The 23,454-nt window shown below is 42.9% G+C and carries 24 protein-coding genes, 1 pseudogene and 1 riboswitch; of the genes and pseudogenes, 14 read left to right on the top strand and 11 right to left on the bottom strand.

All coding sequences use genetic code 11. From position 1 onward, the window contains the following. Nucleotides 1–554 precede the first annotated feature (554 nt). Nucleotides 555–950, top strand: coding sequence for a response regulator (locus AC4II3_RS11135; protein ID WP_488011750.1), 396 nt, complete (start codon nucleotides 555–557; stop codon nucleotides 948–950). Then, nucleotides 947–2,785 (top strand): ATP-binding protein, encoded by a 1,839-nt coding sequence (locus AC4II3_RS11130; protein ID WP_488011752.1) that lies wholly within the window; start codon nucleotides 947–949, stop codon nucleotides 2,783–2,785. Before AC4II3_RS11135 ends, AC4II3_RS11130 begins: the two co-directional genes overlap by 4 nt. Before the next feature lie 153 nt (nucleotides 2,786–2,938). Here AC4II3_RS11130 and AC4II3_RS11125 read toward each other — a convergent pair. The 3 genes and pseudogenes from AC4II3_RS11125 to AC4II3_RS11115 all read right to left on the bottom strand — a co-directional run. Then, a pseudogene (locus AC4II3_RS11125) lies at nucleotides 2,939–3,001 on the bottom strand (zf-TFIIB domain-containing protein); the annotation flags it as partial. Between the two features lie 303 nt (nucleotides 3,002–3,304). Further along, on the bottom strand, nucleotides 3,305–4,120 hold the full coding sequence (gene cysE, locus AC4II3_RS11120) for a serine O-acetyltransferase (RefSeq protein ID WP_488011754.1): 816 nt from the start codon (nucleotides 4,118–4,120) through the stop codon (nucleotides 3,305–3,307). Nucleotides 4,121–4,352: 232 nt separating this feature from the next. After that, nucleotides 4,353–5,069: an iron-containing redox enzyme family protein gene (locus tag AC4II3_RS11115; protein ID WP_488011755.1), complete on the bottom strand. Its 717-nt coding sequence runs from the start codon at nucleotides 5,067–5,069 to the stop codon at nucleotides 4,353–4,355. Nucleotides 5,070–5,323: 254 nt separating this feature from the next. Here AC4II3_RS11115 and AC4II3_RS11110 point away from each other — a divergent pair, with 254 nt between their 5' ends. Further along, the gene (locus AC4II3_RS11110; RefSeq protein WP_488011757.1) at nucleotides 5,324–5,488 is read left to right on the top strand and encodes a hypothetical protein; all 165 of its coding nucleotides are present in this window, start codon (nucleotides 5,324–5,326) and stop codon (nucleotides 5,486–5,488) included. Between the two features lie 94 nt (nucleotides 5,489–5,582). Here AC4II3_RS11110 and thiC read toward each other — a convergent pair whose 3' ends face one another. Beyond that, the gene (gene thiC / locus AC4II3_RS11105; RefSeq protein ID WP_488011759.1) at nucleotides 5,583–6,956 is read right to left on the bottom strand and encodes a phosphomethylpyrimidine synthase; all 1,374 of its coding nucleotides are present in this window, start codon (nucleotides 6,954–6,956) and stop codon (nucleotides 5,583–5,585) included. A 6-nt stretch (nucleotides 6,957–6,962) separates the two neighbouring features. Further along, nucleotides 6,963–7,059: riboswitch (TPP riboswitch) on the bottom strand. Nucleotides 7,060–7,343: 284 nt separating this feature from the next. Then, nucleotides 7,344–9,185: an ATP-dependent zinc metalloprotease FtsH3 gene (gene ftsH3 / locus AC4II3_RS11100; protein WP_488011761.1), complete on the bottom strand. Its 1,842-nt coding sequence runs from the start codon at nucleotides 9,183–9,185 to the stop codon at nucleotides 7,344–7,346. 244 nt (nucleotides 9,186–9,429) lie between these two features. Between ftsH3 and AC4II3_RS11095 the strand changes: the two genes are divergently transcribed. From AC4II3_RS11095 to AC4II3_RS11085, 3 genes are read left to right on the top strand one after another with little or no spacing between them, the layout of a single operon-like run. Further along, nucleotides 9,430–9,984, top strand: coding sequence for a 1,2-dihydroxy-3-keto-5-methylthiopentene dioxygenase (locus AC4II3_RS11095; protein ID WP_488011763.1), 555 nt, complete (start codon nucleotides 9,430–9,432; stop codon nucleotides 9,982–9,984). Nucleotides 9,985–9,995: 11 nt separating this feature from the next. Further along, a complete protein-coding gene (locus AC4II3_RS11090) occupies nucleotides 9,996–10,193 on the top strand; it encodes a hypothetical protein (protein ID WP_488011781.1) in 198 nt (65 codons plus the stop codon). A gap of 4 nt (nucleotides 10,194–10,197) precedes the next feature. Next, nucleotides 10,198–10,350, top strand: a complete 153-nt coding sequence (locus AC4II3_RS11085) for a hypothetical protein (protein WP_488011765.1) — start codon at nucleotides 10,198–10,200, stop codon at nucleotides 10,348–10,350. Between the two features lie 119 nt (nucleotides 10,351–10,469). Here the strand turns inward: AC4II3_RS11085 and AC4II3_RS11080 are convergent, their stop codons facing one another. Continuing rightward, the gene (locus AC4II3_RS11080) at nucleotides 10,470–10,949 is read right to left on the bottom strand and encodes a tellurite resistance TerB family protein (protein ID WP_070396427.1); all 480 of its coding nucleotides are present in this window, start codon (nucleotides 10,947–10,949) and stop codon (nucleotides 10,470–10,472) included. Between the two features lie 279 nt (nucleotides 10,950–11,228). Here AC4II3_RS11080 and AC4II3_RS11075 point away from each other — a divergent pair, with 279 nt between their 5' ends. The 3 genes from AC4II3_RS11075 to mtnB all read left to right on the top strand — a co-directional run bounded on the left by AC4II3_RS11075 (nucleotide 11,229) and on the right by mtnB (nucleotide 13,907). After that, complete coding sequence (locus tag AC4II3_RS11075) at nucleotides 11,229–12,323, top strand: RuBisCO large subunit C-terminal-like domain-containing protein (protein WP_488011767.1); 1,095 nt, start codon at nucleotides 11,229–11,231, stop codon at nucleotides 12,321–12,323. A 251-nt stretch (nucleotides 12,324–12,574) separates the two neighbouring features. Continuing rightward, nucleotides 12,575–13,231 (top strand): HAD-IB family phosphatase, encoded by a 657-nt coding sequence (locus AC4II3_RS11070; protein WP_488011769.1) that lies wholly within the window; start codon nucleotides 12,575–12,577, stop codon nucleotides 13,229–13,231. Further along, a complete protein-coding gene (gene mtnB, locus AC4II3_RS11065) occupies nucleotides 13,224–13,907 on the top strand; it encodes a methylthioribulose 1-phosphate dehydratase (RefSeq protein WP_488011771.1) in 684 nt (227 codons plus the stop codon). Before AC4II3_RS11070 ends, mtnB begins: the two co-directional genes overlap by 8 nt. Before the next feature lie 599 nt (nucleotides 13,908–14,506). Here the strand turns inward: mtnB and AC4II3_RS11060 are convergent. The 4 genes from AC4II3_RS11060 to AC4II3_RS11045 form a co-directional block, all read right to left on the bottom strand. Next, on the bottom strand, nucleotides 14,507–15,601 hold the full coding sequence (locus AC4II3_RS11060) for a calcium/sodium antiporter (RefSeq protein ID WP_488011773.1): 1,095 nt from the start codon (nucleotides 15,599–15,601) through the stop codon (nucleotides 14,507–14,509). Between the two features lie 203 nt (nucleotides 15,602–15,804). Beyond that, nucleotides 15,805–15,942 (bottom strand): WecB/TagA/CpsF family glycosyltransferase, encoded by a 138-nt coding sequence (locus tag AC4II3_RS11055; RefSeq protein WP_488011779.1) that lies wholly within the window; start codon nucleotides 15,940–15,942, stop codon nucleotides 15,805–15,807. 11 nt (nucleotides 15,943–15,953) lie between these two features. Further along, complete coding sequence (locus AC4II3_RS11050; RefSeq protein ID WP_488011775.1) at nucleotides 15,954–16,085, bottom strand: hypothetical protein; 132 nt, start codon at nucleotides 16,083–16,085, stop codon at nucleotides 15,954–15,956. A gap of 45 nt (nucleotides 16,086–16,130) precedes the next feature. Continuing rightward, nucleotides 16,131–16,220, bottom strand: a complete 90-nt coding sequence (locus AC4II3_RS11045; RefSeq protein ID WP_488011777.1) for a glycosyl hydrolase family 28-related protein — start codon at nucleotides 16,218–16,220, stop codon at nucleotides 16,131–16,133. Between the two features lie 547 nt (nucleotides 16,221–16,767). On the opposite strand from AC4II3_RS11045, the gene rfbF reads away from it, so the two are divergent. The 4 genes from rfbF to AC4II3_RS11025 all read left to right on the top strand — a co-directional run bounded on the left by rfbF (nucleotide 16,768) and on the right by AC4II3_RS11025 (nucleotide 21,569). Then, a complete protein-coding gene (rfbF, locus tag AC4II3_RS11040) occupies nucleotides 16,768–17,619 on the top strand; it encodes a glucose-1-phosphate cytidylyltransferase (RefSeq protein ID WP_293080052.1) in 852 nt (283 codons plus the stop codon). Next, a complete protein-coding gene (locus AC4II3_RS11035; protein ID WP_488011385.1) occupies nucleotides 17,543–18,607 on the top strand; it encodes an NAD-dependent epimerase/dehydratase family protein in 1,065 nt (354 codons plus the stop codon). Before rfbF ends, AC4II3_RS11035 begins: the two co-directional genes overlap by 77 nt. Nucleotides 18,608–18,819: 212 nt before the next feature. Further along, the gene (locus AC4II3_RS11030) at nucleotides 18,820–20,037 is read left to right on the top strand and encodes a methyltransferase domain-containing protein (RefSeq protein WP_488011383.1); all 1,218 of its coding nucleotides are present in this window, start codon (nucleotides 18,820–18,822) and stop codon (nucleotides 20,035–20,037) included. 302 nt (nucleotides 20,038–20,339) lie between these two features. Next, a complete protein-coding gene (locus tag AC4II3_RS11025; RefSeq protein WP_488011381.1) occupies nucleotides 20,340–21,569 on the top strand; it encodes a class I SAM-dependent methyltransferase in 1,230 nt (409 codons plus the stop codon). A gap of 116 nt (nucleotides 21,570–21,685) precedes the next feature. On the opposite strand, the gene AC4II3_RS11020 is transcribed toward AC4II3_RS11025, so the two are convergent. Beyond that, the gene (locus AC4II3_RS11020) at nucleotides 21,686–21,835 is read right to left on the bottom strand and encodes a hypothetical protein (RefSeq protein WP_488011379.1); all 150 of its coding nucleotides are present in this window, start codon (nucleotides 21,833–21,835) and stop codon (nucleotides 21,686–21,688) included. Between the two features lie 390 nt (nucleotides 21,836–22,225). Between AC4II3_RS11020 and lhgO the strand changes: the two genes are divergently transcribed. Beyond that, the gene (gene lhgO / locus AC4II3_RS11015) at nucleotides 22,226–23,434 is read left to right on the top strand and encodes an L-2-hydroxyglutarate oxidase (RefSeq protein ID WP_488011377.1); all 1,209 of its coding nucleotides are present in this window, start codon (nucleotides 22,226–22,228) and stop codon (nucleotides 23,432–23,434) included. Nucleotides 23,435–23,454 lie beyond the last annotated feature (20 nt).

Genomic DNA, 23,454 nt, shown 5'->3' with positions numbered 1-23,454 from the left:
CCCTGCAAAGCTTTGAATTTTGTAAAATGTGTAATTAATTTTGTGTACCTGCTTATAAGTGTAGCTAGTTATAAGTGTAGTTAGTTATAAATGTAGCTACTTGATAAACAATTGTCTGAGGCAATAAAACCCAGTCTAGGCAAGAGCGGGGAGTGTCAAAACTGTGGCTAGTTGCAGTTCATGTCATTAAATCATCCATAGTAACCAAGAATGATTACACCCCCAGGCTATCGGCTCACTGAGGAAATTTACTAAGCGCCTTAGAACCCTGGTTTATCGAGGGGTGTGTGAGGCTTACCAAAAACTTGTCATCTTCGATCAAGACCGTAAGATTACTTATGCGATTAGCCCGAAGGGCGTTGGCTAGCGAACGCGACCTTGCCTACTCAACCCATCTCGACCGTTTCCCTGACTATTGATAGCCATTTTTCAAAGTAGGACTACAGATGCAGATGGGGAAATCGGGAGATGGCCAGATCGGGAGATGGCCAGATGAAATTAATGTGTAGCCGTAATCGGCCAGAATTGGTATGAATTCAATGAGGAAACTAGTCATGTCTGACGCCGTAATTTTATGTGTTGATGATGAAATATCGATTTTGAAAAGCTTGGAGATGGAACTTCAAGCAGCTTTTGAAGATAAGTATCTCTATGAATTTGCTGAAAGTGCTGATGAAGCTTTGGAAATCATTGATGAACTTTATGAGAATGGAGAACAAATTCTGATTATTGTCTCCGATTGGTTAATGCCAGGAATGAAAGGGGATCAATTTCTGATTAATGTCCATCACAAATATCCCGATATTATTAAAGTGATGCTAACGGGACAAGCTGATGACGAAGCGGTTGAACGGGCGCAACAATATGCTAACCTATATCGATGTTTACATAAACCGTGGAATACTAAGGAATTAATTTCAACAATTAAGTCTGCTTTAGTAAAATTATGAATAGAACTGCCATTATCTGTGTTGATGACGAACAAACCATCCTAGATAGCCTGAAGATTGAGCTAGAAACTAGTTTGGGAGATAACTATCTCATTGAAATGACCCAAGGTGGAGAAGAAGCGTTAGAAGTCTTTGAAGAATTAGTAGAGGATGACTATGAAGTTGCCCTGGTTATTTCCGACTACATCATGCCCAATCTTAAAGGGGATGAATTACTCAAGCGCATTCACACTATTTCACCTAAAACCCTCAAAATTATGTTGACTGGGCAAGCTGATTTGGAAGCGGTGGGAAATGTGATTAACTATGCTAAATTATATCGTTATATACCTAAGCCTTGGCAGGCTGACGACCTCAGAATCACTGTAAAAGAGGCATTGTATAGTTATTCTCAGGATAAAGCGCTAGCTGAAAAAAATGCTCAACTCCAGACAATGAATAAAGCGCTAGAAAAATCCAACCGCGAACAAGCTGATTTAATTTCCCAACTTCACGAAAATGAGAATCGCTTGAGGCAGTTCTTAGAAGCCATGCCTGTGGGAGTATGTGTAACTGATGCCAAGGGTAAGCCTTATTTGATCAATAAAGCCGGACAGCAGATTTCAGACAAAGGCATCATAGAGTCAGCTACAGGGTCACAGTTACAAGACACTAATCAGCTGTATTTGGCTGGAACTGAGCAACTTTACCCCAAAGCACAGAATCCGATTTTGAGGGCCTTGCAGGGGGAGAGTGTGGCAGTTGACGATATGGAAATACGCCAACCGGACAAGATGATTCCTGTAGAAGCTTGGGGTACACCGATCTATGATCAAGACGGAAATGTGGCTTATGCGATCGCAGCCTTTCGAGATATCACGGAACGTAAACGAGCCGAAGCCGAGCGGGAGCGATTACTGGCGGAACTCTCTCAACTGAATCAGGATTTGCAGCAAGCGAATGCCCAACTAGAAGACTATTCCCACAACCTAGAAGAGAAAGTAGAACAAAGAACCGTCGAATTAAAAGCTGCTCAACAGCAGATTGTTGTCCAAGAAAAACTTGCTTCCCTCGGCGCGTTAACCGCAGGTATTGCCCATGAGCTCAGAAATCCTCTCAACTTTGTTAACAACTATGCTGAAGGTTCCGTTGAGCTGGTGGAGGAAGCGATTGAAGAACTTGATAACCAATCTGAACATCTCGATCCAGACGCTCTAGACTATCTCAAAGAGATTCTAACCGACATCAAAGAAAATTCCCTAGCTATCAATAAGCACGGTAACAGAGCCGATAGCATTATTAGCAGTATGATGCTGCACGCACGAACCGAGAGCTCTCAACATCAACTGACTAACCTCAATGAACTTTTAGCCGAAGCAGTACAGTTGGTGTATCACAGCAAGCGAGCCTCTGACAATCGCTTCAATATTACCATTGACACAGATTACGATAACTCTATTGAACAATTAGAGCTAGTATCAAATGATCTCAGCCGCGCCTTTATTAACTTACTTGACAACAGTTGCTATGCGGTTCAAGCCAAACAGCAATCTTATCAGTCAGATCCAGATCAGATGGAGAAAGCCTTTACCCCGACATTGCGGGTCAAAACCCAAAATCTGGAGCAGATGGTAGAAATCCGCATCAGTGACAATGGTATAGGGATAGCACCGGAGATTAAAGAGAAAATTTTCCATCCTTTCTTTACCACTAAACCAACTGGAGAAGGAACAGGATTAGGATTATCAATGACCCATGATATCATCGTCGGTCAGCATGGAGGAACCTTAAAGCTGGAAACTGAAGTGGGAGCATATAGTGAATTTGTCATAACTTTACCGAAACCAGCCCAATAGAGTTGATCATTTCCAACTTGAGCATCTCGAACCTGCTTGATCAGGGAAATTAGCATCGTGGTCAAGCTACTACCTTTTCCCATAGGTTTTCCCAGTGGCAGCCAATTAATTGAAATTTTAAATTGCTAATTAGGCTATTAATTAGGCTATTAATTAGCTAAAAATATCCTTAAATTCACCAGCATCAAACCATATACCATAGCATACCGGGCATTTTTAATACCGAATATGAGTCTGTTTGAGATCAACCATTTTGGTCAGTTTTGTCTGGTATTTGGGGCAATTAATATCTCTAATTTCATTAAAGTTACTCCCTGTTTTCGGGTCACCTGTATCTATAATCTCGGAGCCTTTTATGTCCTTCAACAGTTGAGCTTCCATTCTAGGATTTACATATCATACTCGGTAGCCAGCCTGTTGGCTTGGTCGCTGCAATACCACTAGCATTACTATGGCTACCTACAAGGGCATAGTAGCAATTATGATTTCCAAGACATTTATCTCCTCTATTAACAAAAGTTAATCGACTTTTGCTAGCTGGCGGCTATCTAAATTAGGATTCTGAGATAAGTTGATAGCTGGAGCTTGACACAACAGCTTTTCGGTGAACTGCATTTCTCTACACTGCTGCAATTGGTTTAGTTTGATTTCCAACTCATCTATCCTTTGGATAAGTTTATCAACCACATTAGCTACTGGATCCGGGATGTTACTGTGAGCAAGTGGACTAATCGGTTTGGCGAATTGCCTAACTATTCGTCCCGGAATCCCAACAACAGTGCAGTCATTAGGAACAGACCGTAAAACTACTGAGCCTGCTCCAATACAGCTATTGTTACCAATTTCAATGTCCCCAAGAATTTTTGCTCCCGCTCCAACGATTACATTTTTTCCCACAGTAGGATGACGTTTACCTAGTTGTTTGCCAGTGCCACCTAAAGTAACACCTTGATAAATTAAGGTTCCATCTCCAACGATGGCAGTTTGCCCAATTACTACACCTGTACCGTGATCAATAAATATGCCCCGACCAAGGGTAGCACCTGGATGAATATCAATTCCTGTTAGCCAACGGACAATGTAGGATATGAAGCGAGACAGCCAAAATAAACGGTGGCGATATAAGATATGAGCAAAGCGATGAACCGTAACTGCCTGTAAGCCTGGATAGCAAGTTAACACCTCAAGCCAAGAGGATGCAGCAGGATCTTTCTCAAACACAGCCTCAAAATCTGCTCGAATAGAATCCCACAAGCCTAAAGTAGATGAAGCTGTGGTTTGGCCATGTTTCTTCAAAGCTTCAAGAGAATGGGTCATTTCTGATTTTTGTTTCATTTTGAGTCAAGCTAATATAGCAGTTAGCAGTGATCTATCAGCGATCAGTTTTTTTGGTTTTCCTTGTCCTGTGTGTCGTTCAGGGTTTTCAGGAGTACCTGCTTAAATTGCCAACTGCTATAATAAATATCTGAGCAATTTGTGAGGATTTGGTCTTTTGAAGCAGTAGAGTGATTTGATTGATGGACTCTACTTACTTCTATGCCACTCAATTATTCACTCAATTATTCACTCAATTTACAGCTGCCATCTGCTTAGTCATGGCTAATTTGTAGTTATTCGTCCAAAATGTATCCCAATTATGTTTGGCTTTCTGATAGCCAGCGGTTAAATCATCTACGGTAGATGGGTCGGCATCAACTATCTCATTAATGGCATCTCTGACCTTTTGACGATGGATAATATCAGCTTCACCAACATGAAAGTTCCAAAAATCCCAATCAATGGTGTGTTTGTTTTCTTTTATGTATGGGTTTTTGACAAGATATTTGTACATAGTAGAGAGATAAACTTGGCACAGACACTCTCCACCCATACCACATAATCCAATCACATAGGTGGTAGGCTTGTTTAACGTTAATTGCTTAATCTCATCAAGCAAAATTTTATTTTCTTCGCTAAGACAGTTTTCAAATAAATCTTGATTTATACCAATACTTAACAGATACTTATCCCATAGTTGGAGATGATTATTCTCATGATCTCCTTCACCTAACTCTTCTGCTAGTATTTCAGCGGTTAAGCTTTTAAATTTTCCGTAAGGAGCTTTGGAAATTAGAATTGCCAGATTATCAGGAAACTGTTTGGTAAAATGACGGTACTGGATACATATCTGCTGTAAAGCGTCCAGTGGGGCATGTTGTAAATATTGCAGTTTCTCATCAGCTAGATATTCAGCTTCCAGTCGAGAATGATCTGCCATAGTCCAAAATTGATCACGATTTGTCATTTTTTTATCCTTTGTGTTTTTTATCTTAGCTCTATAACTACCATCATTCGCTAATCTGAAAATCACCTGAGTTTTCTCTTAAATCAACTGGTTAATCACCTGTGAAACATCTAATTTGATGAGATGGGTTATAATTAGCAAATTTAGATGACAGAGCTTAAAAAAACTACATATAGTTATTTAAAAAAAGGGAGAATATGCGCTACGGTATTTACAAATAATGGTGAGCTGATAATTACTAAAAGCTGTTTAACTTGGCTTTTCTATTGCTTCTTGCCTATTCCCTATTCCCTATGGCCTATTCCTTATTGCCTATTCCCTATTTCCTATTTGGTATTTCCGATTCCCGATTCCCGTTCCCCTCCTGGGAGGGGTTAGGGGTGGGTTCCGATTCCCGATTCCCGATTCCCAGCCCGTAGCGCTCTAATAGGTAAGTGGCAGTGAAAGTCAAAAAAAAACCGGCTTCTGCTCAGAAACCGGTTTTTTTAAAGGTTCAGCTTATTGATGATTTAATTAGCCTTGATGGGCAGGTTCTTTCGCCAAGAACTTCTCTAGTTCAGTCAAGGCATCAGCATCAACTTTAGTTTGCATGGGGCAGAACTTTGGTCCACACATGGAACAAAACTCTGCTGTCTTATAGATATCTGCTGGCAGGGTTTCATCATGGTATTCCCGAGCTCGTTCGGGGTCAAGGGAAAGTTCAAACTGGCGGTTCCAGTCGAAGTTGTAACGAGCAATGGAGAGTTGATCATCCCGGTCCCGTGCTCCTGGACGATGCCTGGCAATATCCGCCGCATGAGCAGCAATCTTGTAGGCAATTAAGCCATTGCGCACATCCTCAGCATCAGGCAGTCCCAAATGTTCTTTCGGGGTTACATAGCACAGCATGGCGGTACCGTACCAGCCAGCTAAAGCTGCCCCAATGGCAGAGGTGATATGGTCATATCCAGGCGCAATGTCTGTCACTAGTGGTCCTAGGACATAGAAAGGTGCTTCTGAACACTCTTCCATCTGCTTTTTGACATTGAACTCAATTTGATCCATTGGTACATGACCAGGTCCTTCTACCATCACCTGTACATCATGTTCCCAAGCACGACGAGTCAACTGCCCCAATGTTTTCAATTCTGCTAACTGGGCTTGATCAGATGCATCATGGGTGCAGCCAGGACGCAGGGAATCTCCTAAGCTGAAGGAGACATCATATTTCTTGAAAATCTCTATAATGTCGTCAAAGTGGGTATAGAGGGGATTTTGCTTGTGGTGATGGAGCATCCACTTGGCGAGGATACCACCACCACGAGAAACTATGCCGGTTAGCCGGTTTCTGACCAAAGGCAGATGTTCAATTAAGATGCCAGCGTGGATGGTTTGATAGTCAACTCCTTGCTGAGCGTGCTTCTCAATGATGTGGAGAAAGTCATCGGCAGTAAGGTTTTCCACCTTGCCGTGGACACTTTCTAAGGTTTGGTAAACGGGTACCGTGCCAATGGGTACAGGTGAGGCATTAATGATGGCAGAACGAATCTCATCCAAGTTGCCACCGCCTGTAGACAAGTCCATTACGGTATCGGCCCCGTACTTCACGGCCAAGTTAACCTTCTCTAGCTCTTCATCAATATTAGAAGAGTTGGGGGAGGCACCGATATTGGCATTCACCTTACATTTGGAGGCGATACCAATACACATTGGCTCTAGGTTAGTGTGGTTGATATTGGCGGGGATAATCATTCGCCCCCGTGCCACTTCATCTTTGATCAGCTCAACGGGAAGGTTTTCCCGCTGGGCTACGTAGTGCATCTCTTCTGTAAAAAGACCCTGGCGAGCATAGTACATTTGAGTCACATTGCTCTGACCACGGCGCTTGGCAACCCATTCAATTCGCATATTTAATTTCCTCGATGACAGCTTCCCTCCGCCGGTATTAACCGGACTCAGGTTCTAAGGGTGTAATCTCAGCCTGGTTTCTCAGGCACCCCTAGCTTGGTTTGATTATAGTATCACAAAAAAATCCTTCGGATTTAGGATCGCGCTCCTTGCCATAGATTCACACGTGGGGAATCTATGGGATTCGAGATTATTTAGATTAGCTTATGGAATTTTGAACAGGAATAGTTATATCCTTATTCTTTTTTAAGATTTAATTTAAAAATAATACAGGACAGTGCTTAGTTACACTGTCCTGTTACGGTGTCCTGTTACGGATGATTAATAGCTAGAGGCTATTGTATTCACCATTGTATTTACCTAGGTGATTGCCCAAATCGCCTTGTTTTAAAGAGCGATCGCAGCCATCTTGACATCGTTAGTGCTTAGAATCTCTTGGAGTTCCTCAGCATCTACGGTTTCTTTATCAATCAGCATTTCAGCAAGCTTATCGAGGATGTGCTTATTGCCAAGAATTACATTCTTAGCCCGTTCGTAGGCTTCATCAACTAGCTTGCGAACCTCTTCATCAATGGTTGATGCTGTGGCATCTGAGAAATCCCGGTCTGAGGCAATATCCCGACCTAGGAACATACTGCCATTCTGCCGTCCTAGGGCAACTGGGCCAAGGCGATCGCTCATACCATAGCGCATCACCATCTGCCGTGCCACCCGAGTCACCTGTTGCAAGTCATTGGAAGCACCTGTGGTCACTTCTTCTTCACCGAAGATAATTTCTTCAGCAATCCGACCACCTAAGGCCACTGCCATCTGATTTTGCAGGTAAGAACGGGAAAACATGCCTGAATCCATCCGGTCTTCGCTAGGGGTGAACCAAGTCAAACCACCAGCACGACCCCGAGGAATAATGCTAATTTTCTGCACTGGGTCATAATCGGGCATTAAGGCACCCACAAGGGCGTGACCTGCTTCGTGGAACGCTACGAGGGTTTTGCGTTTCTCGCTCATTACCCGGTCTTTCTTCTCTGGCCCTGCAAGCACCCGGTCAATGGCATCATTCACCTCATCCATAGAGATTTCGGTTAAGTTGCGACGGGCTGCCAAAATTGCTGCTTCATTGAGCAAGTTGGATAAATCTGCTCCGGTGAAACCAGGGGTACGACGGGCAATCTTCTCGAGATCCACATCTTTGGCCAGGGTTTTCCCACGAGCATGAACGTTGAGAATTTCCAAACGTCCGGAATAATCAGGACGGTCTACTACTACCTGTCGATCAAAACGACCAGGGCGTAGTAGGGCAGCATCAAGAACATCTGGGCGGTTGGTAGCAGCAATAATGATAATACCGGTATTACCTTCAAACCCATCCATTTCAGTCAGCAACTGGTTGAGGGTTTGCTCCCGTTCATCATTACCACCGCCTAAACCGGCACCCCGCTGACGCCCCACAGCATCGATTTCATCAATGAATACAATACACGGAGCATTGTTTTTGGCTTGCTCAAATAGGTCCCGCACCCGAGAAGCACCAACCCCTACGAACATCTCGACGAACTCAGAACCAGAGATGGAGAAAAACGGAACACCTGCTTCCCCAGCTACTGCACGAGCTAAGAGAGTTTTACCGGTTCCTGGAGGTCCCACGAGCAGGACTCCCTTGGGAATTTTAGCCCCAATAGCAGTGAAGCGGTCAGCATTTTTGAGGAAGTCTACTACTTCGTTAAGCTCTAGCTTGGCTTGCTCAATACCCGCCACATCCCCAAAGGTTACCTGAGTTTGGGGTTCCATTTGGACTCTAGCCTTGGACTTGCCAAAGTTCATGGCTTGAGAACCTGGGCCATTCTGGGCACGCCGCAGTAATAGAAACAATCCCACCAAGAGCAGAATCGGGAAGAAGAAGCTGCTTAAGGTCTTGAACCAGAAGCCTTCATCACTCTGGGGTAGAACTGAAATATCTACACCGTTATTATTCAGAAGGTTGATTAGTTGTGGGTCATTGGGGAGATTGACCTCTACCTGATGACCATCTTGAGCGATCGCGATCGCTTTACTGCGGTCAGCACTGATTCTAACGGTTTCCACCTTGCCGCTCTCGACTTGGCTAATCAGCTGGTCGTACCGCCACGTATCTCGACTTGGGGACGGTTTGTCCAAAAATGCTGTACCAAGGGCGATCACCACTATGGCTAGGAGTGCATACAGCCCTGCGTTTCTCCACTTTTTATTCACTCGTTGTTACCTCCATAGATTCGAGGATGTGGCAAATATAGAATTTAGCTTCTTATATTAATTTATGTTAACCTTTCTGAGGAAAACTGGGCGGACTTTATTCTAAAACAGCCTTTCTGGAAGCGTTTTATGCCTTTTGATACCTAATAATAGTGTTTGGATGGCTGGTGTGGGTTGACCTAGAGCAATGCTTAATATTACAATTTTTAACTTTGGATACCGAACAGCCAACAGGAGGTACATGATGGCGGTTTTACGACTTGAAGATGGTAAAACTTATACCGAGCTCAGTGATATTGCCCAAGAATTAGCGCCTCTGAAGGTTCAGCTAAATCACTGGTCTGTAGGGGAGAACCCAGAAATTCACAGCCTTCTAGAGCAAGACACCCTGAGTGATATTGAAAAGGAAACAGTACTCCAAGCTTTAGATAGCTACTTTGAACAACTTAAGGAAACCGCTGGCTATCAATCCCGTGACTTAATCGTACTGTACCCAGACATACCTAATCTTGATGGCCTCCTTTCCAAATTTAAGGATTGTCACTACCATACTGACGATGAAGTACGCTACATAGTTGCTGGAGAGGGGGTTTTTGGGTTTGTACGTCCTGATGGCAGCCAAATGGAGTTGACTGTGCAGCCTGAGGAGTACATTAATGTGCCAGCGAATACTGAACATTGGTTTTATCTGACCCCATCACGACGGGTTAAAGCTGTGCGCTACTTTATCACTACTGAAGGCTGGGTTCCGCAATACACGGGTATGGAAATTCCGATGAAGCCAGTAGTAGCCGTTTGAGAATATCCCAGTTGATAACTTATTTAATATGTCCAGACCTAGTTGACTACCGCTTTCCTCGCGGTGTAGATGTCGAAAAACAAGCGAAAGTGATTGCTGTTGGGCAAACCGCAGGCACCTGGAATGCTCGTTTTGCCCATCTCGAATTGGTAAGAAGCACACACTGTAATCTTCGGCAAAGCCGACGCTACGCGAACTATTCAGTGTAGGAGTATGTCACATAGCTACTTTGAACAACTTAAGGAAACCGCTGGCTATCAATCCCGTGACTTAATCGTGCTGTACCCAGGCATAGTTGTCTTTGCCTTTTCCATTGGTGTGTTAAGGCGGACAGCTCTCTTAAAAGGTGAGCTTTTGCAGCACTGAGCGCCTTAACGACCCTAGGCTAGGATTTAAGCAAAGCCTAGTGGTACACAATTCGTGATTTTAGCACCGGAAACCTTGACGATACCTTTACCAAACCACTACATCTTGACGATTTACGACTACCAAGGGACGCCTTCAGGAAAGATCAGGGCAATCCGTTTTTCTCGCATCTTAGCTTCCTCCATGCAAAATTGCTCTATCTCATTAATGACATCCTCTTCAATCCCAAGAGATTGAGCCATTTTGTGAACTTTCGCCCGTTCGTCTGGATGGAATTCTCCATCAGCAGCACAAGCCTGAATGGCAACATAAATTATCATACGACGACCGCTCTTATTCAAAGTAGATGAATTAGCGAGCACATCAAGTAAATCCTCATCTGCTGGGTAAGTTTTGGCTAATTCATACCCAGAATTGCGAAATGCAGCAGCACGACCAACAACCCAGTCTCTTTCTTCTGGTGTCAGTACGCCGTCTCCTTTTGCACAAATGAGAGCCGATTTGATAAAAGTCTCATAGGATTCAGTTTTTGGGAGTGTTTTGGCTCCATAAACTTCTTTCATTATCCACAGTTTACCGTCTTGATCCATATCAGACATATTTAATTCTCCGTTTTTAGGGTTGAAACTAGATGACTGGAAAATACTAAAATAGATCTGGCGGACTGTCAACAAGGAGGTGAGAAGGGTGTCACCCCTCATGGTAAACGCAAGAATTAATAATAAGCCTTGCCCTGTATCATATGGGCTGACAGATCAGGAATGAATTTAAGTTTGTAAAAGACTTAAACACTCATCCTTGCTAACAGCTTAGAATCCTCGTGTTTTTAAACCGGGGACAGGTCAATCTATCACGTCTTTAAGTACCCACTCATTACAATGTCCATTGAAGTTGACTACCGCTTTCCTCGCGGTGTTGATGTCGAAAAACAAGCGAAAGTGATTGCTGTTGGGCAAACCGCAGGCACCTGGAATGCTCGTTTTGCCCATCTCGAAAATGTGTTTCGCTCCCATCTTGGTACTGTTGTTCAAGGTGTCATTAACCCTGATGGTTCTGGTTTGGCTACCATCCGTTTTCCCGAAGCTAATGTGGAAAACGATATCCCTACTCTACTAACCATGATCTTTGGCAAATACTCCATGGCAGGACCAGCTAAAGTCATGGCAGTGCGCTTGCCAGAACACTACGGTAGGCATCCGAAATTCGGAATTACCGGAATTCGGGAAAGACTAGGAGTAGTTGACCGTCCCCTGATTATGGCAATTTTTAAGCCAGCGTTGGGACTCTCAGCTGAAGACCATGGGAAGATTTTACAAGAGGTTGCTGGAGCTGGACTTGACATTATAAAAGATGATGAGATTCTGGGGGATTTGGAGATAGCACCAACCCTGAAACGTCTAGAAGTCTGCCGTAAGGTACTCGATGAAATAAAACAGCAAACTGGGCGCACTGTACTCTATGCCGTTAATGTAACTGGTTCGGCTGACAAATTGCTTGAGAAAGCTCATACCTTGGTAAAGGAAGGGGCAAATGCCCTGCTGCTGAATGTCTTGACCTACGGTTTCTCTGTCCTAGAAGCCTTAGCTGCTGATCCAGAGATTAATGTGCCAATTTTTGCCCATCCGGCTTTAGCAGGAGCCCTGTGTGGAGCCCCTAACCACGGCATGGCTTACTCAGTGGTGTTGGGAACCCTGATGGCTCATGGTGGGGCAGATGCGGTGCTATATCCCGCCCATTATGGTAGTTTACCCTTTGACCCAGAGGAGGAAAAGCGAATTCGAGATAGTTTGCGATCGCGTAATGTATTTCCTGTTCCCTCCGCTGGCATTCATGCTGGGATTGTCCCTAAGGTTGTAGCAGATTACGGACAACAGGTCATTCTTAATGCTGGCACTGGCATTATGGATCATCCCGATGGTCCTGCTGCTGGCGTTAAAGCATTTTTTGAAGCCATACATTCATCTCGGAGGTAATCGGGTAATCGGGTTATGGGGTAATGACAAGATAGTGTTTATCATAATTATGAGGTACAGTACGGTTTCTTACCCCTACTCCGTAATCCATACTCGTTAATACCTACTCCCACGCAACCCCAAGGTAGTAAGTACCTCCCATTTTTGATAAATGCTATAGTAATACCTATAGTAATACTATTGATCGTGAACATATCATCAACAGCGACAGTTCTTACTCAGGACTCAGCACTCTTAGACTAAATACTATTGTGAATCGAGTTGTATTCTGCGATTTCGACGGTACCATTACCGCCGTTGAAACATTTGTGGGCATGCTCAAACACTTTGCTCCCGAGTTGTCCGCCCAAATTATGCCCCAGCTGTACAGTATGAAGCTGACTCTGAGGGAAGGTGTGCGCCAGATGTTAGAGTCAATTCCTTCAGCCAGCTATCCTGACATTATTGCCTATGCCCAATCCAAACCGATTCGGCCTGGTTTAGAGCAATTGTTAGATTTTCTTGAAACTCAGAATGTGCCTTTTATTGTGGTTTCCGGTGGTTTGCGGTGCATGGTGGAAACGGTTCTGAGCCAGGGAAGCACGGGGAAAAAATCCTTACTTGAGCGGGTAGCAGCTATTTATGCTGTTGATGTGGAAACGACCGGGGATTTTCTCAAGGTAACCTCTGAGTTTGAAGGAGATACAGAACTTGTGTCTAAAGTGCGGGTGATGGCACAACACCCAGCTCAAGAGCAGATCGCCATTGGGGATTCGGTAACGGACTTGAATATGAGCCTGAAAGCCCCGGTAGTATTCGCCCGCGATCGCCTCAGCAAATACCTGGAGGAGCGCCAAAAGCCCTACATTCCGTGGGATGATTTTTTTGATATACAACAACAGCTATCCCAGCGGTGGAACAATGGTTAATCATGGCTCCTCAATCGGCAATGACCAGCAATTACGTTCAGGAATTGATCCAAGACCAACCTTAATCAGTGCTGCTAGTCACTTCTATCAATTAGGTTGGATGGTGGGGACAGCCGGTAACCTCTCTGCTAAACAGCCCGATGGCAGCTTCTGGATTACTGCTAGTGGATGCCATAAAGGGCAGCTAGGCAGCAAAGACTTTATTCGCATCGCCACTGATGGCACAGTAGTAGAAAAACCATTACCTGAATCTCGTCCTTCAGCTGAAACAAGCATTCATCAAAGTATCTACTCTTTATTCCCAGATGCTAAAGCCTGTTATCATATTCACACCATTGAGGCGAATTTAGTTTCTGGCTTTACTACAGAAAATACCCTGCCTTTGCCACCGCTAGAAATGCTTAAGGGATTTGGAGTACGGGAGGAGAACCCTAAAGTCACGGTACCAGTATTTGTCAACCATCTAGATGTTTCTCGCATTAGTAGTGAGATATGCGATCGCTTTCAGGCTGCATCGCCATCAGTCAATGTCCTATTGATTCGGAACCACGGTATAACGGTTTGGGCGTCTTCCACCGAACGTGCCCAGATCTACTTGGAGTTAGCCGATTATATTTTTCGATATATGGTAGCTGCTCGACAAATTGAGCTTGGCACCACTTTCATTAATAATTAAGCAAAACAATGGATCAATTGCTCAATTGCAGCAATTGGGCCATTCGTTGACACTCCCCGCCCTGGAAGCACCGGGATTCTTGCTTCCACGGGGTGACTTGTTTAACCAGGCCGGAGCCAGGAAAAATAGAGGTCTCCTCTCCACAAGCGTATTTGGTCTATGACCTAGGTTTCGGTGTGCCCCACCGTACCTAAAATAGATAACAAATTTAGATGAACATTTTTTTGATCTTAGACTTTCATAGACGTCCAAATCGTTAGACTTGATTGTGCAACATGATTATCTCAAAACATGTTTTTTACACTGTCTACTTATTCAAGATCATGTTTATCTAGAACATTAATTATTTTTTTGTTATTATAGCAATCCTAAATCATTTTTAAAATTAGCAAAATCTGGAATTTTTGCTGGGCAAGGGTTACAGCGTTTGCTTTGGCGAATATATTTCACGAATCATTTAGGACTGCTATTATATTTCATAATAACACGGTGCGAGAAAACTGTCAATACATAGATGCTCCTTTGGAGCCGCCAAAGACGAACAAAAAAAAGCCGTCCTAGAAGGACGGGGCTTTAAACCCAAAATTTTTGGTAAATATTTAACCAGACTTGATTGTAGTCCGTATACTGCGCATCACCAAAATCACTAGGGTAACTATCGTTAGAGGTACGACAAATGTCATCATGATAGTACTAAATTGTGATAAAGCTTGGTGCTGTGTGGCGTTCAGGAACAAATACAAAGTATAGGCACCGTAATAGCTTAAAAAGAGAAATCCCTCCCACCGGGAAATTTGATAGCCAGTAAAGAAAATTGGCAGACAAGCCACCGCCACTGCAATCATTACTGGAATGTCGAAGTTTAGGGCAGGAGTTGACACCTGTATACCATTAGGCACAATCAAGCTACACATCCCCAGCACCAACAGGATATTAAAAATATTGCTGCCAATAGCGTTACCTACGGCAATATCTCGCTCACCACGGACACTGGCAATAATGGAAGTGGCAATTTCTGGAAGAGAGGTGCCAACAGCGATAATGGTTAAGCCAATAATTAACTCGCTCCAGCCAAAGATCTTGGCCAAAGCAATAGCTCCATTAATCAACCACTGGGAACCTAGTACTAAAATTCCTAAGCCGAAAACAATCAGCCCTAATTGAGTAACTATCTTTATCAGGCTAGTAGAAGACTGGGGATCATCGGTTTCAGGGGTATCCTGGTCTGGGATTTCCTGATTTTCTTTGCGACTCTGAATAATGGTGAATAAACTATATGCGATCGCGCCAGCCAACAGGATGCTGCCATCGACTCTACCCAGTTGGCCATCCAAGCTCATAAACAAGAGTAGGAATGATATAGCAATCATCAAAGGTACATCTAATCGCACCAACTGCCGGGATACAACCAAGGGTAACATAGTTGCAGATATGCCTAAGATTAGCAAAATATTGGCAATGTTGCTGCCAACGATGTTACCAAGGGCAATATCCGCTTGTCCTTCATAACTCGACTGCAATGCTACGGCTAATTCTGGGGCACTGGTGCAGTAAGCGACTATAGTCAGCCCGATCACTAAGGGGGAGACGCCTGCTACCAACGCCAACTGTGATGCGCCCTTCACCAAGATTTCCGCCCCAACAACTAAAAGTACAAAGCCAGCAATAAATAAAATGAGAGTGATTATGTTCATTGGCTGTGTGTGAGTAAGTCATTGAGGACGAGTTTACTTCATCAAGCCTGAAAGTTGCTATAACCTCGACTTAGCCCTTATAATTATTACCTGAGGTTTATTGAAGCCGCAAACCCCTCAACAGTAACACAGATAAAGCAAATTTTTTCCTGTGTTTATCCAGGTTTAGTTTTAGTTTTTAACTAATTTATTAGCTAACTGTTTTATATTATTTTTCTCAACAAACTCTCTAAAAACAGTTGCTTTAAAGACAGAGATATAAAAGGTGGGATGGTACTGTAGTAGCGGTTTGAGAGTCTACTTGGCTCTTGAACTAGCCCATACAACCATTCTAAGCCGATTCCCTGGGCTGCTAAGGATTACCAAAACCTTTGGCTTTCTCCTGAAGCTTGCTCATAGTCTTGTCAGTGCCTTCACCCTGCCAAGTCAGAAATGCCCCAAACATACCCTTCTGATTCTGCCACTCAATTGAATCACTAACCAAATAGGTTCCTGTTGGAACAGGGTGCGATGTAAGCGTGAGGTTATCCTAAACTGCTAGGCGAATGGCGGCTGTGTCATCGGTAATATCATCACCTTTGGCACCGTAATCCTGCACATTCACCATGTTCGCATCCAAAGGATATAAGTCTTTGGGATTGATATTTATGGGTTAGATGTATAAAAAGTAACACTTTGTGAATCAGTCTTGCCAAACCTTTACTGATCATCCAGTGGTACCAGTTCTTAGTTAATCGTGTTTTTAGCATTGTTCAGATACCACTTTCTGTCAAAAAAATTACAATACTTAATATTTAATTAATGAATTTTTTTTAATTTAATTCAAGCCAATCTGGCAACAGATCTAACTACAACTTGGGTTTAATTGAAAATACTGAATGATATCAAGTCTGGTTAATTACTTTCCCAATAATCCCTGAATTTTTGGTAATGCGTAATGGGTGATGGTTCATCATCAACTAGCAATTACTAATTACTAACTACCAACTAACAATTACTAATTACCAATTACCAATTACCCGTTCAGGAATTATGATCATTAGTCAACCGAATTTGATAGGATAAATCGATAGGTTTATTGATGACTGAAATCATAACTATATGATTGAGTTTACGTAAAACCTTTTAGTAATTTTGTTGTTAGTAATTTTGTTCTCAAGATTCATATGAAAGTAGCAATTCTTGCCGGGGGTCTCGGTACTCGTCTAGCGGAAGAAACCGACACAAAACCAAAGCCAATGGTAGCAATCGGAGGGCGACCAATCCTCTGGCATATCATGATGCATTATTACCATTATGGCTTCCAAGATTTTGTGATTGCTCTCGGCTATAAGGCAGAAGTTATTAAAAAATACATGGTGGACTATAGTTCACTTAATAGTAACTTAACAGTCAACCTTAACAATGGCAAAGTCATCCAGCACGGTGGTGCAGCACCGGATTGGACAGTTGATTTAATCAATACTGGTATTTACACCAATACAGGCGGTCGGATTAAACGGCTCGCTCCCTACGTAGGCAATCAGACATTTATGCTCACTTGGGGAGATGGAGTTTCTGATGTCAATTTAAATGCCCTCCTGGAATTCCATCGCTCCCATGGCAAATTAGCTACCTTAACTGCAGTACGTCCACCTGCACGGTTTGGTTACTTAGACCTAGATGGAAACCAGATTACGGAATTCTCTGAAAAGCCTCAAACCAGAGAAGGCTGGATCAACGGTGCTTTCTTTGTTTTAGAACCCGGAGTTTTTGATTATATCGATGGTGATGACACCCAGTGGGAAAAAGCACCACTGGAGCGACTAGCCAAAGATGGGCAACTGATGGCCTATCACCACACTTCATTCTGGCAATGCATGGATACCTTGCGCGACAAGCGCAGGTTAGAAAGTCTGTGGAACAGTGGCAATGCACCTTGGAAAATTTGGGAGGAAAATAATGCGAGTATTAGTAACTGGTCACAAGGGCTACATCGGCACAGTGATGGTGCCAATGCTACTAGCTCAAGGGTATGATGTATTTGGTCTTGATAGCGACTTATTTGAAAAGAGTACCTTTGGTGAAGGAATCCGAGAAATTCCAGAGCTAAAAAAGGATATCCGTGACGTTACGGCAACAGAACTAGAAGGATTTGATGCTCTAATCCACTTAGCAGGGCTTTCCAACGATCCTTTGGGGAATCTGAATCCTGACTTAACGTATCAGATTAATCATGCTGCTTCAGTTCATTTGGCTAAGTTAGCCAAAGCCGCAGGCATTGAGCGCTTCGTCTTCTCATCGTCCTGTAGTAACTATGGTGCTGGTGGTGATGACTGGTTGACTGAGGAATCATCCTTCAACCCTGTCACTCCTTACGGCATTTCTAAAGTTCGTGTCGAGCAAGATGTTACTCAGTTAGCGGACGATAACTTTAGTCCTACCTTTCTGCGGAATGCTACGGCTTATGGTGTTTCGCCGCGTTTGCGCTTTGATTTAGTACTCAATAACTTGGTGGCTTGGGCATTTACCACCGGTCAAGTGTATATCAAGAGCGATGGCACCCCTTGGCGTCCCATTGTCCATATTGAAGATATTTCCCAAGCGTTTATTGCGGTGTTGGAGGCACCTCGTGAGCTGGTACACAATCAAGCGTTTAATGTGGGACGGAATGAGGACAACTATCGCATTCGAGAGTTAGCCGAAATTGTCAAAGAAACAGTTCCAGGCTGCGAAATTGAATACGCTAAAGATGCTGGACCCGATAAGCGCTGTTATCGCGTTGATTGTAGTAGGATCATTCAGACATTACCCGAATTCAAACCCCAATGGAATGCCCGTCGGGGAGCTCAAGAACTCTACCAAGCTTATCAAACCGTAGGCTTAACCTTGGAAGAGTTTGAGGGACCGAGGTATCAGCGTATTGCTCACATCAAACAATTACTTAGCACTAGCAGATTAGATCAAACCCTGCGTTGGCGTACCCAACTACCTACATCTCCTAAAATACAACCCATTAGTGTTTAGGAGTTGTTGGATCATTGGTAATCGGTAATCGGTAATCGGTAATCCTATTCTAATTACCAATTACCAATTACCAAAAAGGCAGATTTTTTTTTGACGCTAATTCCATTAACACTATCTTTAGTATTGTATTTTGTATTGTGCTTTTTACCTTTTTAATTAAAAGGTAAAACCATGTATATCACTTTTTAATAGAATTTAGATAACCAGTTAAAATGCCTATTTGCCGTGCTAATAGCACTGATGACTTAGAGTTAATTATTTCCTTCGGTTACACCCCATTAGCTGATGGATTAGTTGCTAAAGACCAGTTAGAGAAACCTGAATATACTGCGCCATTGGATCTGGCGTTTTCTCCTAGCAGTGGTTTAGTCCAAATTACCGAAAGTGTCCCCCCTGAAATTCTATTTTGTCGAGACTACCCCTATTTTTCGTCTGTATCCAAATCGTTGCTAAAACACTTTGGAAATAGTGCCAAAGCCATCATTGAGTCAAGACAACTCAACAGCAACAGTCTAGTGATTGAAGCAGCTAGTAATGATGGCTATATGCTCAAGAACTTTGTTGAAAAAGGAATTTCGGTGCTGGGAATCGACCCAGCCTCTGGACCTGCGGAAGCTGCCCAAAACGCAGGTATTCCTACTCTTTGTACATTTTTTACAAAAGATTTGGCAATAGAGCTACACTCTGAAGGACGGAAAGCTGATGTTTTTCTTGCTAACAATGTCTTGGCTCATGTGCCAGATCTGAATGGCTTTGTAGCAGGAATTGGGGTTCTGCTGAAAGAGACTGGTGTAGCTGTGATTGAAGTCCCCTATGTGGTTGACTTGGTAGATCACTGTGAATTTGACACTATCTACCATCAGCACTTATGCTATTTTTCAGTAACTGCTTTGGATCGGTTGTTTAGCAAACATGGTTTATTCCTAAATGACATCCAACGTACTCCAATCCATGGGGGTTCGTTACGGCTATTTGTGGAGCCTAAGGAACAGGTTAAGGAATCCGTAAAATCTCTATTAGCAGAAGAAGTAGCGCGGGGAGTTGACCGCATTGATTACTATCGTGATTTTGCTAATCGTGTCCAGGAAATTAAGCTTTCTTTACTGGATATCCTCTGGGATTTGAAGAAACAGGGTAAAAAGGTTGCAGCCTATGGAGCAGCAGCTAAAGCAACTACTCTGCTCAGTTATTTTGGGATTAATAAAACCCTGGTGGATTATGTTGTGGATTTAAATCCATTCAAACATGGTCGCTACATGGGCATTAATCATTTACCGATTTTTCCACCATCAAAACTGTTAGAGGATAAACCAGATTATGTCTTGCTGCTAGCTTGGAATTTTGCTGATGAGATTTTGCAGCAACAAGAAGCGTATCGACAACAAGGAGGTAAATTTATTATTCCGATTCCACAACCAAAGATTGTTTAGAGTTTATGGTTGTCTGAGTCATGCTCTGCTCTGTCTCGCAACAGCAGCAGAGTTTGGGGGTGGAATTTGTAAATGATATATTTGAAAATCTTTAGTATCAAGTCAATGCCTTGCTAATTATAGGTTTTGATAATGTTGGTGTTGGCGATCGTAAGCTTGAATTATGCGATTGACCGTAGGTCACGCGGGGCGCGTTCGCCAAATAGTAAAGACAAAATTTTTTTTTAAATTGAGCTTACAGAATCGACTAGTATAGCCAGTGCTAATGACAGCACATTTAAATTATAAAAAAGTAACTCAAAATGATACAACAAGCATTGCCCAAAAATTTTGCACACACACAACCGATTTCATTATCAGAACATAGTTGTCCCAACTGTGGAAACCAAGGATTATCCCTATTTTATGAAGTACATAACGTACCAGTTCACAGTTGCTTAATGATGTCAACCCAGGAAGCAGCTCTAGACTTCCCTTGCGGTGATGTGGTTTTGGGGTTTTGTGAAGACTGCGGCTTCATCACTAATGTTTCCTTTGATCCCAGGTGGTCAGCTTACGCTCCCAATTATGAAGACCAACAGAGTTTTTCCCCAACCTTCAATCAGTTTGCCCTTGATCTAGCCAATCATCTGATCGACAAATACGACCTTCATAACAAAGACATTATAGAGATTGGTTGTAGCAAAGGAGATTTCCTCTTGCTGCTGTGCGAATTAGGTAACAATCGCGGTGTTGGTATTGACCCGTCTGCTGTAGTAGGACGAGTCCAGAGTGAAGCCGCTGACCGGGTCACCTTTATTCAAGACTATTACTCAGAGCGCTATGCTGAGTATGTAGGTGATTTTATCTGTTGTCGCCATACCCTGGAGCATATTTATCCTACTGCTGAGTTTATTAGTACCGTGCGCCGCTCCATTGGCGATCGCCTCAATACCGTTGTGGTGTTTGAGATACCAGATACCATACGAGTACTCAAAGACTTAGCTTTTGAAGACATTTACTACGAACACTGCTCCTATTTCACCCCTGGATCCCTAGCGCGATTATTCCGTGACTGTGGTTTTGAAGTGACTGACCTGTATCGAGCTTATGGTGAACAATATCTGTTAATTGAAACCCGACCTGTCACCATCCCATCTGACAAAGTACATCCTCTGGAAGAGAGTCTTGAGGAAGTTACTCAGCATGTCAAAAACTTCACCAACGAGATTACCAAGAAGCTGGAGAATTGGAGGCAGCACTTAGAGCAGATGCATGCTCAAGGCAAGCGTGTTGTCGTTTGGGGTTCGGGTTCCAAATGTGTGGCTTTTCTAACCACTCTTGATACCACAGACAAAATTGAATACGTGGTAGATATTAATCCCCATCGTCATGGGAAATTTATCCCTGGTGTTGGTAAAAAAATTATGCCACCAGAGTTTTTGAAGGAATACAAACCTGATCAGGTGATTGTCATGAATTCTATATATTGTGATGAAATTCAGCAAATGTTGGATAAGATGGGAGTAACTACAGAGGTTATATCTCTATAAATATCAGTCATTAGTCATGAGTTATGAGTCATAAGTCAAAAATTAAAGAGTTATGACTCATAAAGTGTTTACTCCAAATACTACCGACTATCGTAGGTTAGGTTAACCAAATCGGTTTATGTGAAATTGTAAAAATTTTTTCCATCAGAAAGCACCCAGCAAAGTTGAGCAATAACCGATCGCGTAGCGTGGCCGTTCGCGTAGCGTGGCCAAAAGGCCAAAAGGCCAAAGGCTTGGATGCTTGCGGTAAAAAGAGTTTTTGTCATTTGTGATTTTTTCTTTTTTGGTCCCCCCTTCAGGCCAAAATGGCAAATACTCCAATAGGTTTTCTGGTACAAAAAAGTATGGCAAGTGAGTAGGCTTACCCAAAATTTTTGAGGATTAATTAATTGTTTATAGCGGTTTTTCCTCCAATTAGGTAGACCATAAGTCTCAATTAACAAGCTTTTCAGCTTCAAGGTGTACCTCACCATAAAAAAAACACTATATTCCCCCTTATTATAACTAAGGGATACGGTTAACATTAAAAATTCAACATTAAAAATTCAACATTAAACATTCAACATTAAACTGTTCAACATTAAACATTCAACATTAAACTGTTCAACATTAAACTTTAAAAGTTAACGTTAATAGTTTCAGTAATAAAAATAACCATGTACGATTTGGCGATTATTGGAGGAGGAATCATTGGCTTATCCACAGCCATGGCATTGGGTCAACGTTATCCAGATGCCAAAATTCTGGTACTGGAAAAAGAGAGCAGTTGGGCTCCTCACCAAACTGGCAATAACAGTGGTGTGATTCATTCTGGAATCTACTACAAACCAGGGAGTTTCAAGGCTAGGTTTTGTTACGAAGGAAATCGCTCGATGGTGGCATTTTGCCAAAAGCATGGCATTGATTATGACATCTGTGGCAAAGTGATTGTAGCAACTGAACCAGAAGAACTACCATTACTGGATAGTCTTTACAAAAGGGGTTTGGAAAATGGTATAGAAATTGCAAAGATTACTGGTGAAGAGGTTAAGGAAATTGAACCCCATGTCCGTTGTTTAGCTGGAATTCGAGTTTATTCGACTGGGATTGTAAACTACAAGCAGGTCTGTGAAAAATACGTTGAACTGGTTCGTGTCCAGGGAGGGGATTTACGTCTCAATAGTAAGGTTGAAAAAATCCTGGAAACTGGGGATGGTTTAGTACTGGAAACCAACAATGGTAACTATCCCACTCGCTTTGTAATCAACTGTGCTGGACTACATAGCGATCGCATTGCTAAGTTGGGTGATGCTGAGCCTCCAGCTAAAATCGTTCCTTTCCGGGGTGAGTACTATGAACTCAAGCCAGAGAAACGCTACCTAGTCAAGCACCTAATTTATCCAGTTCCTAATCCGAATTTTCCGTTCCTTGGGGTTCATTTCACCCGCATGATTGATGGCAGTGTCCATGCTGGACCCAATGCTGTACTCAGTTTCAAGCGGGAAGGCTATCGAAAGACTGATTTTGACTTGCGAGATTTTGTGGAAGTCATGAGCTATCCCGGTTTCTGGAAACTAGCTGTCAAACATGGAGACGCAGGGATTCAGGAAATCATCCGCTCTTTCAGTAAAGCTGCCTTTGTTCAGAGTTTGCAACGGCTGATTCCTGAAATCCAAGCAGATGACTTAGTTCCCACCCATGCTGGGGTCAGAGCTCAAGCCTTAAAAAATGATGGCAACCTGGTGGATGATTTTTTAATTGTCAATAGTCCTAAAGCAATGCATGTTTGTAATGCTCCCTCTCCTGGTGCGACGGCTTCTTTGGAGATTGGTAATGCGATCGCTAGTGAAATCCCGACACTGAAAACTCTCGAAAGGGTGATCTGACCCAAGTTTCCTTAAAAGCT

The sequence above is a fragment of the Moorena sp. genome (assembly GCF_982860115.1).
This window is presented reverse-complemented; position numbering and strand designations above follow the sequence as displayed.

Excerpts from the sequence above, each read along its gene's own strand:
- AC4II3_RS11095 (WP_488011763.1), top strand. The coding sequence starts at position 9,430 with ATGGCGGTTTTACGACTTGAAGATGGTAAAACTTATACCGAGCTCAGT.
- mtnB (WP_488011771.1), top strand. The coding sequence starts at position 13,224 with ATGGTTAATCATGGCTCCTCAATCGGCAATGACCAGCAATTACGTTCA.
- AC4II3_RS11135 (WP_488011750.1), top strand. The coding sequence starts at position 555 with ATGTCTGACGCCGTAATTTTATGTGTTGATGATGAAATATCGATTTTG.
- AC4II3_RS11080 (WP_070396427.1), bottom strand. The coding sequence starts at position 10,949 with ATGTCTGATATGGATCAAGACGGTAAACTGTGGATAATGAAAGAAGTT.
- lhgO (WP_488011377.1), top strand. The coding sequence starts at position 22,226 with ATGTACGATTTGGCGATTATTGGAGGAGGAATCATTGGCTTATCCACA.
- AC4II3_RS11020 (WP_488011379.1), bottom strand. The coding sequence starts at position 21,835 with ATGACAAAAACTCTTTTTACCGCAAGCATCCAAGCCTTTGGCCTTTTG.
- AC4II3_RS11085 (WP_488011765.1), top strand. The coding sequence starts at position 10,198 with ATGTCACATAGCTACTTTGAACAACTTAAGGAAACCGCTGGCTATCAA.
- AC4II3_RS11060 (WP_488011773.1), bottom strand. The coding sequence starts at position 15,601 with ATGAACATAATCACTCTCATTTTATTTATTGCTGGCTTTGTACTTTTA.
- AC4II3_RS11075 (WP_488011767.1), top strand. The coding sequence starts at position 11,229 with ATGTCCATTGAAGTTGACTACCGCTTTCCTCGCGGTGTTGATGTCGAA.
- thiC (WP_488011759.1), bottom strand. The coding sequence starts at position 6,956 with ATGCGAATTGAATGGGTTGCCAAGCGCCGTGGTCAGAGCAATGTGACT.
- AC4II3_RS11130 (WP_488011752.1), top strand. The coding sequence starts at position 947 with ATGAATAGAACTGCCATTATCTGTGTTGATGACGAACAAACCATCCTA.
- rfbF (WP_293080052.1), top strand. The coding sequence starts at position 16,768 with ATGAAAGTAGCAATTCTTGCCGGGGGTCTCGGTACTCGTCTAGCGGAA.
- cysE (WP_488011754.1), bottom strand. The coding sequence starts at position 4,120 with ATGAAACAAAAATCAGAAATGACCCATTCTCTTGAAGCTTTGAAGAAA.
- AC4II3_RS11035 (WP_488011385.1), top strand. The coding sequence starts at position 17,543 with ATGCGAGTATTAGTAACTGGTCACAAGGGCTACATCGGCACAGTGATG.
- AC4II3_RS11025 (WP_488011381.1), top strand. The coding sequence starts at position 20,340 with ATGATACAACAAGCATTGCCCAAAAATTTTGCACACACACAACCGATT.
- AC4II3_RS11115 (WP_488011755.1), bottom strand. The coding sequence starts at position 5,069 with ATGACAAATCGTGATCAATTTTGGACTATGGCAGATCATTCTCGACTG.
- AC4II3_RS11030 (WP_488011383.1), top strand. The coding sequence starts at position 18,820 with ATGCCTATTTGCCGTGCTAATAGCACTGATGACTTAGAGTTAATTATT.